The 11,399-nt window shown below is 65.1% G+C and carries 8 protein-coding genes; 3 read left to right on the forward strand and 5 right to left on the reverse strand.

Going from position 1 to position 11,399, the window contains the following annotated elements; all coding sequences use genetic code 11:
• Window positions 1-214: 214 nt before the first annotated feature.
• The 3 genes from folD to RT614_RS01995 are packed head-to-tail and all read right to left on the reverse strand — an operon-like array spanning window position 215 to window position 3,443.
• A complete protein-coding gene (gene folD, locus RT614_RS01985) occupies window positions 215-1,069 on the reverse strand; it encodes a bifunctional methylenetetrahydrofolate dehydrogenase/methenyltetrahydrofolate cyclohydrolase FolD (RefSeq protein WP_313619906.1) in 855 nt (284 codons plus the stop codon).
• Window positions 1,066-1,692, reverse strand: coding sequence for a response regulator transcription factor (locus RT614_RS01990; RefSeq protein ID WP_313619907.1), 627 nt, complete (start codon window positions 1,690-1,692; stop codon window positions 1,066-1,068). The genes folD and RT614_RS01990 overlap by 4 nt, the downstream gene beginning before the upstream one ends.
• Window positions 1,689-3,443, reverse strand: a complete 1,755-nt coding sequence (locus RT614_RS01995) for a PAS domain S-box protein (RefSeq protein WP_313619909.1) — start codon at window positions 3,441-3,443, stop codon at window positions 1,689-1,691. The genes RT614_RS01990 and RT614_RS01995 overlap by 4 nt, the downstream gene beginning before the upstream one ends.
• A gap of 353 nt (window positions 3,444-3,796) precedes the next feature.
• Here RT614_RS01995 and aceE point away from each other — a divergent pair, with 353 nt between their 5' ends.
• The 3 genes from aceE to lpdA are packed head-to-tail and all read left to right on the forward strand — an operon-like array spanning window position 3,797 to window position 9,994.
• Window positions 3,797-6,505 carry a pyruvate dehydrogenase (acetyl-transferring), homodimeric type gene (aceE, locus tag RT614_RS02000; protein WP_313619910.1) on the forward strand — a complete coding sequence of 903 codons (2,709 nt, stop codon included), beginning with the start codon at window positions 3,797-3,799 and terminating at the stop codon, window positions 6,503-6,505.
• Window positions 6,506-6,517: 12 nt separating this feature from the next.
• Window positions 6,518-8,182 (forward strand): dihydrolipoyllysine-residue acetyltransferase, encoded by a 1,665-nt coding sequence (gene aceF, locus RT614_RS02005; protein WP_313619911.1) that lies wholly within the window; start codon window positions 6,518-6,520, stop codon window positions 8,180-8,182.
• 12 nt (window positions 8,183-8,194) lie between these two features.
• Complete coding sequence (gene lpdA / locus RT614_RS02010) at window positions 8,195-9,994, forward strand: dihydrolipoyl dehydrogenase (protein ID WP_313619912.1); 1,800 nt, start codon at window positions 8,195-8,197, stop codon at window positions 9,992-9,994.
• A gap of 83 nt (window positions 9,995-10,077) precedes the next feature.
• Here the strand turns inward: lpdA and RT614_RS02015 are convergent, their stop codons facing one another.
• Window positions 10,078-10,350: a YjfB family protein gene (locus tag RT614_RS02015; RefSeq protein ID WP_313619914.1), complete on the reverse strand. Its 273-nt coding sequence runs from the start codon at window positions 10,348-10,350 to the stop codon at window positions 10,078-10,080.
• Between the two features lie 52 nt (window positions 10,351-10,402).
• Window positions 10,403-11,248 (reverse strand): hypothetical protein, encoded by an 846-nt coding sequence (locus RT614_RS02020; protein WP_313619915.1) that lies wholly within the window; start codon window positions 11,246-11,248, stop codon window positions 10,403-10,405.
• Window positions 11,249-11,399: the final 151 nt, after the last annotated feature.

Below are 11,399 nucleotides of genomic sequence, written 5' to 3' on the forward strand. Positions count from 1 at the left end.
GGAGACCCGGGAGACGGCGGTTCATGCCTGAAGCCTGCTTCATGCGAGTGTCAGACGCCAATGGGTGGCCGATTTGCGCATTTGTCAGGTGTCTGGCACCCCGGAGACAGCGGTTCATGCTTGAAGACTGTCTCGCGCAGGTGTCAGACACCGATACTTCCCGAAATGCCGCCCGGCGCCGGCGTCATCGGCCGACTCCGGGCGCCTATTCCGATCAGGCCGCCGCCGCGCGTTCCGCCGCCTCGACCGTGTTGACCAGCAGCATGGCGATGGTCATGGGGCCGACACCGCCCGGCACCGGCGTGATGGCGCCGGCCACTTCCTTGGCGGACGCGAAATCCACGTCGCCGCACAACTTGCCGTCGGCGCCGCGGTTGATGCCCACGTCGATGACGACGGCGCCGGGCTTGATCATCGAACCGTCGATCATGCCCGGCTTGCCGGTGGCGACCACCAGGACGTCGGCGCGGCGGGTCTGGGCCGCCAGGTCGCGCGTCTTGGAATTACAGATCGTGATGGTGGCGCCGGCCTGCAGCAGCAGCATGGCCATGGGCTTGCCCACGATGTTGCTGGCGCCCACGATCACGGCCTCGGCGCCGCGCAGCGTGACGCCCTCGGATTCCAGCATCTTCATCACGCCATAGGGCGTGCAGGGACGGAACAGCGGCTGGCCGGTCATGAGCAGGCCCGCGTTGCTGACATGAAAGCCGTCCACGTCCTTCTCGGCCGCGATGGCCTCGATGACCTTGTGGGCGTCCATGTGCTTGGGCAGCGGAAGCTGGACCAGGATGCCGTGGATGGTCGGATCCTGGTTCAGAACGTCGATGCGGGCCAGCAGTTCGGCCTCGGTCATCTCGGCGGGGTACTGCTCTTTCACGGAATGCAGGCCGGCCTTTTCGCAGGCGGCGACCTTGTTGCGCACATACACTTGCGACGCGGGGTCGGCGCCCACCAGCACCACGGCCAGGCCGGGGCGGGTGCCCTTGGCGGCCAGGGCCGCGACACGTTGGGCGACTTCTTCGCGAATGCGCTGCGACAGGGCCGCGCCGTCAATAATCCTAGCGGTCATGCATGTGCCTCGGGTTTGGCCAAGGCCACTTTCATCAGATCTGCAACGGTAGTCACTTCAAGTTTTTCCATAATGTTGGCGCGGTGCGCCTCGACGGTCTTGATGCTGATGCCCAGGTCGTCGGCGATCTGCTTGTTCAAGCGGCCGGCGACAATGCGCTCCAGCACCTGCTGCTCGCGCGCGGTCAGGCGCGCCAGCATGGCTTCGTGATCCTTCTGGGCCTGGTGCTTGCTGACGCGCTGCGTGGCTTGCTCCAGCATGCGCGCAACGATTTCGCGCAGGTCGGATTCATTGAAGGGCTTTTCCAGGAAGTCGACCGCGCCCTTCTTCATGGTGGACACGGCCATGGGCACGTCGCCGTGACCGGTGATGAACACGATGGGCAGCGGCGCATTGCGGGCGATCAGTTGTTCCTGCAATTCCAGGCCGCTCATGCCCGGCATGCGCACGTCGGCGATCAGCACGCCGACCTGGCTGGCGTCGTAGTCTTCCAGGAACGACTCGCCGCTGGGGTAGGCGCGAACGCGGTATCCGTTGGCTTCCAGCAGCCAGCGCAGCGAATCGCGGACCGCTTCGTCGTCGTCGACAATGAATACCGTGCTCGACAGGTGGGGCGTGTTCATGCGTGCAACTCCTCGGACTGATCGTTCTGGGCCTGCGTCTGGGTTGCAGCGCAGGGCAGGGTGAAGCGGAAGATAGTACCGCCGGCGGGATTGGGATCCGCCCACAGGCGGCCGTGGTGCGATTCAATAATGGTACGGCAGATGTTCAGCCCCATGCCCAGGCCCTGGGACTTGGTGCTGAAGAAGGGTTCGAACAGGCGCTCGGGTTCTGCAAGGCCGTGGCCGCGGTCGACCACCGCCACCTCGATATGCTGCTCGTGCAGAATTACGGCAACCTTAAGCTCGTCGGACTCGCTCTTTTCCATGGCCTCCAGCCCGTTCTTCAGCAGGTTCAGCAGAACCTGCTCGATCAGGATGGGGTCGGCCAGGACGTCCGGGGCGTTCGAGGGCACGAAGCTGTCGATGCGGATGCGGCGCTTGCGGGCGTCGATCTCGGCAAATCCAATGGCGTTGTCGACAATCCGGCCGATGGCCACGCGCTGGCGGCGCGGCTCGCTGCGCTTCACGAATTCGCGGATGCGGCTGATGATCTTGCCGGCGCGCTCGGCCTGCGACGCGGCTTTTTCCAGCGCGGGCAGCAGCATGTTGGGGCTGGTGTGGCCGGCCTTGACCAGCGCCACCGCGCCCATGCTGTAGTTGGCGATGGCGGTCAGCGGCTGATTCAGTTCATGCGCCAGCGACGAGGCCATTTCGCCCATCGTCGTCAGGCGGCTGGTGAGCTGGATCTTTTCCTGCTGGACGCGCGAGGCCTCTTCGTGGACCCGACGCTCGGTGATGTCGCGGGCCACCTGCATGCGCACGCGGCGGCCGTCCGTCCAGGCCAGCATGCGGTGGTGGACTTCGAACCAGCGCTGCACGGATGGCGCGAAGACTTCGACGGATTCGTCGGTGAAGCGGCCGCGGCGGCCGGCCAGCAGTTCGTCGTGGCCGCCCGTCTGCGCCCCGAACACGCGGCGGTAGGTGCGGTTGGCGAACAGCAGTTCCAGCCCGTCGTGGGTGTCGGCGGTGACGGAAATGGCGTCGTCCAGGCCCTCCAGCACCGTCATGAAGCGCTCGTGCGCGGCGGTCAGGGCCTCGCGGATGCGTTTGGGTTCGGTAATGTCGGTCATGGACGTCATCCAGCCGATCTGGTTGCCGTTGGGATCGAGCAGGGGCGACACGTACATCCGCGCCGTGAAGCGCGATCCATCGCGGCGCTGCGCCTCGACCTCCAGGCCGCTGCTGGGCGTCTTGCCGGACATCAATACGTCCAGCGTGTGCTGGTGTTGTTCGTGGCGGCCCGGCACCCAGTACGGGAAGGGCGGGCTGCGGCCGATCAGGTCGGCTTCGTTCCAGCCGATCATCCGGCAGAATGCGGGATTCACATAGGCGATGCGGCCTTCCATATCCAGCACGCGCATGCCGGTGGACATGGAATTTTCCATCGCGCGCCGGAATCCGGTCTCGGCGATCAGGGCGGCTTCGGCGGTGGAACGGAAGCGCGTATAGCGCCACAGCATCAGCAGGCTGATGACGATCACGCACGACAGCGCCAGCACGACCCAGATCAGGCGTTGCTGGCGGAGTTCCTGGTCGATGGTGACAAACATGACGCTGTCGTCATGGATGCGCTGCAGCCAGAAGAACACCGCCATCACACAGATATAAAGGATCAGCACCATCGCGGGCGTGACCCAGTACACCCCGCGCCGACGGGTGCGGGCGTGGTCGTGGAAAGGCGTGGGTATGTTGGACTTGGGCGCGCTGGACATGGAATTCGGGGCCGGTAGACCGCGCATTTTAGTGCGTGTTGGAAGGGAATTGCCGGGAATCAAGCCCTCCATTCAGCCTAGCCCGTAAAAAGTATTGCAATCAGCTATTCAGCTTCCGTTCAAGTTTCCGCATTATGAAATGCCGTACCGCAACATGAAATTTTCCTTGCGAGCGGTTAATCTTCTTTCTTAGAATGCCGCCTGATAGGGAAACCGGCCCTGGCAGGTCCTTAGAACACCCCGACCCCATGCATTGCATGGTAGCCCGGATGATCCCGGCTACCATGCAATGTCCGCGAGTAGATAAATAAGCGGGTGTGTGGTCACGAACGAACCCAAACAGGAGACACACGATGTCCTCTAACGCCCAGGCAGGCGCCTTGCTGGCCGCCAACGACGAAGACACCCTTGAAACCCAGGAGTGGCTCGAAGCCCTGGCGGCAGTCCTCGATCGCGAAGGACCGCAGCGCGCCCATTACCTGCTGGAACGCCTGATCGACGAAGCCCGTCGCTCCGGCGCGCACATTCCGTTCTCGCCGAATACCGCTTACGTCAACACGATTCCCCCCGGCCTGGAGCCGGCGCACCCGGGCAACCTGGAACTGGAAACGCGCATCCGCTCGTACGTTCGCTGGAACGCCATGGCCATGGTCGTCAAGGCCAACAAGCACAACCCGCCGGACGGCGGCGACCTGGGCGGCCACATCGCGTCGTTCGCCTCGCTGGCCACCATGATCGGCTGCGGCCAGAACCACTTCTGGCACGCCGAAGACGACAAGCACGGCGGCGACCTGGTCTACTTCCAGGGCCACACCTCGCCGGGCATGTACGGCCGCGCCTACCTTGAAGGCCGCCTGACCGAAGAGCAGCTCAACCACTTCCGCCAGGAAGTCGACGGCAAGGGCCTGTCCTCGTACCCGCATCCGAAGCTGATGCCGGACTTCTGGCAGTTCCCCACCGTGTCCATGGGCCTGGGCCCGCTGATGGCCATCTACCAGGCCCGCTTCCTGAAGTACCTGCACGCCCGCGGCATCGCCGACACCAGCAACCGCAAGGTCTGGGTGTTCTGCGGCGACGGCGAAATGGACGAACCCGAGTCGCTGGGCGCCATCGCGCTGGCGGCCCGCGAAAAGCTCGACAACCTGATCTTCGTCATCAACTGCAACCTGCAGCGCCTGGACGGCCCGGTTCGCGGCAACGGCAAGATCATCCAGGAACTGGAAGGCGACTTCCGCGGTTCGGGCTGGAACGTGATCAAGCTGATCTGGGGCGGTTACTGGGATCCGCTGCTTGCGCACGACAAGGAAGGCATCCTGCGCCAGATCATGGAAGAAACCGTGGACGGCGAGTACCAGGCGTACAAGGCCAACGACGGCAAGTTCGTCCGCGAGCACTTCTTCGGCAAGCACCCGAAGCTGCTGGAAGCCGTGTCGCGCATGAGCGACGAGGACATCTGGCGCCTGAACCGTGGCGGTCATGATCCCCACAAGGTGTACGCCGCCTTCAAGTCGGCCACCACCCACACCGGCCAGCCGACCGTCATCCTGGCCAAGACCATCAAGGGCTATGGCATGGGCCACGTGGGCCAGGCCAAGAACCCGACCCACCAGCAAAAGAAGCTGGAGCTGGATTCGATCCGCGAATTCCGCGACCGCTTCGGCATCCCCATCCCGGACGACAAGCTGGAAGACCTTCCGTACTTCAAGCCGGCCGAAGACTCGCCCGAAATGAAGTACCTGCACGAGCGTCGCGCCGCGCTGGGCGGCTACCTGCCGCGCCGTCGCGCCAAGGCCGACGAGCAACTGAAGGCCCCCGCGCTGGACGCCTTCAAGGCCGTGCTGGAACCCACCGCCGAAGGCCGTGAAATCTCCACCACCCAAGCCTTCGTGCGCATCCTGAACCAGGTGCTGCGCGACAAGGAACTGGGCCCGCGCGTCGTGCCGATCCTGGCCGACGAATCGCGCACCTTCGGCATGGAAGGCCTGTTCCGCCAGATCGGCATCTACGCGCCGGAAGGCCAGAAGTACACCCCGGTCGACAAGGACCAGGTCATGTACTACAAGGAAGCGGCCGACGGCCAGCTCCTGCAGGAAGGCATCAACGAAGCGGGCGCGATGAGCTCGTGGATTGCGGCGGCCACGTCGTACTCCTCGAACAACCGCATCATGATCCCGTTCTTCATCTACTACTCGATGTTCGGGTTCCAGCGCATCGGCGACCTGGCCTGGGCCGCCGGCGACATGCAGGCGCGCGGCTTCCTGCTGGGCGGCACCGCCGGCCGCACGACGCTGAACGGCGAAGGCCTGCAGCACGAAGACGGCCACAGCCACATCCTGGCGTCCACCATCCCGAACTGCGTGTCCTACGACCCGACGTTCGGCCATGAACTGGCCGTCATCATCCAGCATGGCCTGAAGCGCATGGTGGAAGACCAGGAAAACGTCTATTACTACCTGACGGTGATGAACGAAAACTACCCGCAGCCCGGTCTGACCAAGGGCGACGAGGAAGGCATCATCAAGGGCATGTACAAGCTGAAGTCGCACGGCAAGGGCAAGAACCGCGTGCAGCTCATGGGTTCGGGCACGATCCTGCGCGAAGTCATGGCCGCCCAGGAACTGCTGGCCGCCGACTGGGACGTCGCGTCCGACCTCTGGAGCGTCACCAGCTTCACCGAACTGCGCCGCAATGGCCTGGACGCCGAGCGTCACAACATGCTGCACCCCGACGAGAAGAAGCCGCAGGTGGCTTACGTCACGGAACAGCTTGCCAAGACGGAAGGCCCGATCATCGCGTCGACCGACTACATGAAGCTGTTTGCGGACCAGATCCGTCCGTTCGTTCCCAAGGGCCGCGAATACAAGGTGCTGGGCACCGACGGTTTCGGCCGCTCGGATTTCCGCTCGAAGCTGCGCGAGCACTTCGAAGTGGACCGCCACTTCGTCGTGGTCGCCGCGCTGCGCGCGCTGGCCGACGAAGGCAAGGTGCCGGTTGCGAAGGTGGCCGAGGCCATCAAGAAGTACGGCATCAATCCGAACAAAGCCAACCCGCAATACGCCTGAGGGTAAAAAGACATGAGCAACATCGTGCAAATCAAGGTTCCCGACATCGGCGACTTCAAGGAAGTGGAAGTCATTGAAGTGCTGGTTGCCGTGGGCGACACGATCAAGGCCGAGCAAAGCCTGATCACGGTCGAGTCCGACAAGGCCTCGATGGAAATCCCCGCGTCGCAAGGCGGCGTGGTGAAGTCCATCGCCGTGAAGGTCGGCGACAAGGTCGCCGAAGGCACGGTCGTGCTGGAAGTCGAAGGGGCCGACGCGGGCGCCGCCAAGGAAGAGGCTCCCAAGGCCGAAGCCAAGCCGGCCGCCCAGGAAGCGCCCAAGCAGGCGGCAGCCGCCGCGCCCAAGGCTGAAGCGTCGGCGCCGGCCGCCGCCAGCGGCCCGGTCGAGATCGAAGTGCCCGACATCGGCGACTTCAAGGAAGTCGAAGTCATCGAAGTCATGGTCGCGGTCGGCGACACCATCAAGGCCGAGCAAAGCCTGATCACCGTCGAGTCCGACAAGGCCTCGATGGAGATCCCGGCGTCGCAAGGCGGCGTGGTCAAGGAAGTGAAGGTCAAGGTTGGCGACAAGGTCGCCAAGGGTTCGGTCGTGGTGGTCGTGGAAGGCGGCGCGCAGCAGAGCGCTGCGCCGGCCGCCAAGGCTGAAGCCGCTCCGGCTCCGGCCGCCAAGGAACAAGCCAAGGCCGAGGCAGCCCCCGCGCCCGCGGCTGCATCGCGTCCGGCCCCGGCCGCCGCGCTGGAAGACGCCAACCTCAAGCCCGGCCAGCTGCCGCATGCATCGCCGTCGGTGCGCAAGTTCGCGCGCGAACTGGGCGTGAACCTCAGCAAGGTCAAGGGCTCCGGTCCCAAGGACCGCATCACCGCCGACGACGTCCGCGGCTTCGTCAAACAGGCCCTGTCTGCGGCTCCGGCCGCCGCTGCCGGCGGTTCGGCCGATGGCGCCGCGCTGGGCCTCCTGCCGTGGCCGAAGGTCGACTTCACCAAGTTCGGCCCGATCGAAGCCAAGCCGCTGTCGCGCATCAAGAAGATCTCCGGCGCGAACCTGCATCGCAACTGGGTCATGATCCCGCACGTCACCAACAACGACGAAGCGGACATCACCGATCTGGAAGCGCTGCGCGTCACGCTGAACAAGGAAAACGAGAAGTCGGGCATCAAGGTCACGATGCTGGCCTTCCTGATCAAGGCCGTCGTCGCGGCCCTGAAGAAATTCCCCGAGTTCAACGCCTCGCTGGACGGCGACAACCTGGTGCTCAAGCAGTACTACCACATCGGCTTCGCCGCCGACACGCCCAACGGGCTGGTGGTGCCTGTCATTCGCGACGCCGACAAGAAGGGCATCCTGCAGATCGCGCAGGAAATGACCGACCTGTCCAAGAAGGCCCGCGACGGCAAGATCTCGCCCGCAGAAATGCAGGGCGGCTGCTTCTCGATCTCGTCGCTCGGCGGCATCGGCGGCACGTCGTTCACGCCCATCATCAACGCCCCTGAAGTGGCGATCCTGGGTGTGTCGCGCTCGGCGCACAAGCCCGTCTGGGACGGCAAGCAGTTCGTGCCGCGCCTGATCGTGCCGCTGTCGCTGTCCTACGACCACCGCGTCATCGACGGCGCCTCGGCCGCCCGCTTCAACGCCTATCTGGGCGCCTTGCTGGCCGACTTCCGCCGCATCGCGCTGTAAACGGGGAGCCCTATGAGCAATACCGTTCAAATCAAAGTGCCGGACATCGGCGACTTCAAGGAAGTGGAAGTCATTGAAGTCCTGGTGGCCGTGGGCGACACGATCAAGGCCGAGCAAAGCCTGATCACCGTCGAATCCGACAAGGCCTCCATGGAAATCCCCGCGTCGCAGGGCGGCGTGGTGAAATCCATCGCCGTGAAGGTCGGCGACAAGGTCGCCGAAGGCGCGGTCGTGCTGGAAGTCGAAGGGACCGCCTCAGGTGCGGCTGACGCAGGCGCTGCGAAGCAAGAGGCCCCCAAGGCCGACGCCAAGCCCGCCGCCAAGGAAGACGCCAAGCAGGCCGCAGCCCCCGCCGCCAAGGCCGCAGCGCCAGCCGCCGCGACCTACAGCGGTTCGGCCGACGCCGAATACGACATGCTGGTGCTGGGCGCGGGCCCCGGCGGCTATTCCGCCGCCTTCCGCGCCGCCGACCTGGGCTTGTCCGTGGTCCTGGTGGAACGCTACAGCACGCTGGGCGGCGTCTGCCTGAACGTGGGCTGCATCCCGTCCAAGGCGCTGCTGCACAACGCCGCCATCATCGACGAGGCTCGCGAACTGGCCGCCCACGGCATCAGCTTCGGCGAGCCCAAGATCGACCTGGACAAGCTGCGCGGCTACAAGGACAGCGTGGTCGCCAAGCTGACCGGCGGCCTGGCCGGCATGGCCAAGGCCCGCAAGGTCACCGTGGTGACGGGCGTGGGCGAATTCGCCGACGCCAACCACCTGACCGTCAAGGGCGCCGACGGCAAGTCGCAGACCCTGCGCTTCAAGCAGGCCATCATCGCCGCCGGCAGCCAGTCCGTGAAGCTGCCGTTCATGCCCCAGGACGAGCGCATCGTCGACTCCACCGGCGCATTGCTGCTGCGTGAAGTCCCCAAGAAGATGCTCATCGTCGGCGGCGGCATCATCGGCCTGGAAATGGGCACGGTGTACTCCACGCTGGGCGCACGCCTGGACGTCGTGGAAATGCTGGACGGCCTGATGCAGGGCGCCGACCGCGACCTGGTCAAGGTATGGCAGAAGAAGAACGCCTACCGCTTTGACAACATCATGTTGAAGACCAAGACCGTGGGCGCGGAAGCCAGGAAGGACGGCATCTACGTCACCTTCGAAGGCGAGGGCGCTCCCAAGGAACCCCAGCGCTACGACCTGGTGCTGCAGGCCGTGGGCCGCAGCCCCAACGGCAAGAAGATCGGCGCCGACAAGGCGGGCATCGCCGTGACCGACCGCGGTTTCATCGAGGTCGATCGCCAGATGCGCACCAACGTGCCGCACATCTACGCCATCGGCGACATCGTCGGCCAACCCATGCTCGCCCACAAGGCCGTGCATGAAGGCCACGTCGCGGCGGAAGCCGCCGCCGGCCAGAAGTCCTTCTTCGACGCGCGCGTCATTCCGTCGGTGGCCTACACCGATCCGGAAGTGGCGTGGGTCGGCCTGACCGAAGACGAAGCCAAGAAGCAGGGCATCAAGATCGAGAAGGGCGTGTTCCCGTGGGCCGCCTCCGGCCGCGCCATCGCGAATGGCCGCGACGAAGGCTTTACCAAGCTGATCTTCGACGCGGAAACGCATCGCATCCTGGGCGGCAGCATTGTGGGCACCCACGCTGGCGACCTGATCAGCGAACTGGCCCTGGCCGTGGAAATGGGCGCCGACGTCGTCGACATCGCCAAGACCATCCACCCGCACCCGACCCTGGGTGAATCGGTGGGCATGGCGGCCGAAGTCGCGGAAGGCGTCTGCACGGACCTGCCGCCGATGAAAAAGAAGTAAACGCCGGGCGGCCCGCCGCTTGACGCAAAGCAAAAGCGCCGGCCCCTTTCAGGGACCGGCGCTTTTTTTAATCGCTGAACCGATCAGGCGTGAGTGTCGATGCGCGAGCCCAGCGTGGCATCCACCGCCAGCACGGGCAGCGACTGCATCAGCGTCAGCGCGGTATCGGCCTGCGCGTTCAGCGCCTTCTTCAGCAACCGGGCTTGGATTTCCTGATTGAGGTTCACGTCCTGCAAAGCCAGGGCGGCATTGACGGTATTGTTGATCGAAGCGTCCATGTCCAGGAATTCCCAATGCGTGTCGCCCGGCACGAGCCGGGTCGCAGCATTATTGCGCAGACTTGCGGTTTGATGCAAAGCATTCCGCGCCGGTGTCACCGAATGTTCACGCGGAAGTTGGCTCCGCGAGCTAAGGCCGCGTCGGGCATTCCTGCACCGTGCCCCAAGCGCGGTGCGGTTCGCAGATTTGCTTGCGAGCTTCCCATGCGCAGTCCGGACGCTCGAAGAAACCCAGCTCGGCGCAACGCGCCAATTCGCTTCTCAGCTCGCCCAGCCAGGCCAAGGGATCCTCGGCGGGAATCTCCGTCATGCGCAAGGTCGATTGGGGCCCGGCGTGTTGGCCGGCGGCTGCCGCAACGGTGCCGGAGGCGCCAGCTGTCGCCTCCGTCGGGACAGGGGATGACTCGGGCGCGGCCGCCACGGCCGGCACCTGCGTTGATCCAAGGGGAGACTCGGCGGCCTGCGATGTTGTCGCATCGGCCAACCCGGCATGTTCCTGGGTCACGCCGGGAGCGGACGGCGGTTCGGTCGAAACGGGATCCGGCGTCGTGCCGGCGTCCGCCTCGGACGTAGCGCCGGGCGCGGCCGAAGACCGCGCTTCGGAGCCAGCGCCATCCGCGCCCAGCTTCGGCAACGGCGCCAGCGGCACCCGCACCGGCCCGGCCGCCGATGCGCCGTAGCGCGGCGTGTTCGGCGAGCTCCAGGACACCACCAGCAACACCAGCGCGCCATAGATCGCCAGCGTATAGAGCACGGTCAGCGTGGCGTAGCCCACCCGCTTGCCCGTTATCGGCTGCCCGCCATCGCGGCCCAGCAGGCTGCGCCAGCCCACCAGCGCCGCGCCCGGCGCGGAAATCAGCCACCAGCACAGCCGCCGCAGCAGGCCAGGTTCATGGGTGGGAATCGCCGCCTGCGCGGCCAGCAATTCGCGCAGCGCGCGGTTCTCTTCGCGCAGACGCAGGGTCTGCTCATCCACCGGCGCCTGAAAGTCTGGATCCGTGGTGCTGCCATGCTGCGTAGCGAGTGGATCAGGTGGCGTCGCGGTCATATTAAGAAAACTATAGATACAAAGTCATGCGGGGGCGATTATGAGGCATCGGCTTGCAGTGTCAAACACTGAATAGAAG

The organism is Achromobacter sp. (genome assembly GCF_032102605.1).
Classification (GTDB): Bacteria; Pseudomonadota; Gammaproteobacteria; order Burkholderiales; family Burkholderiaceae_B; genus Achromobacter.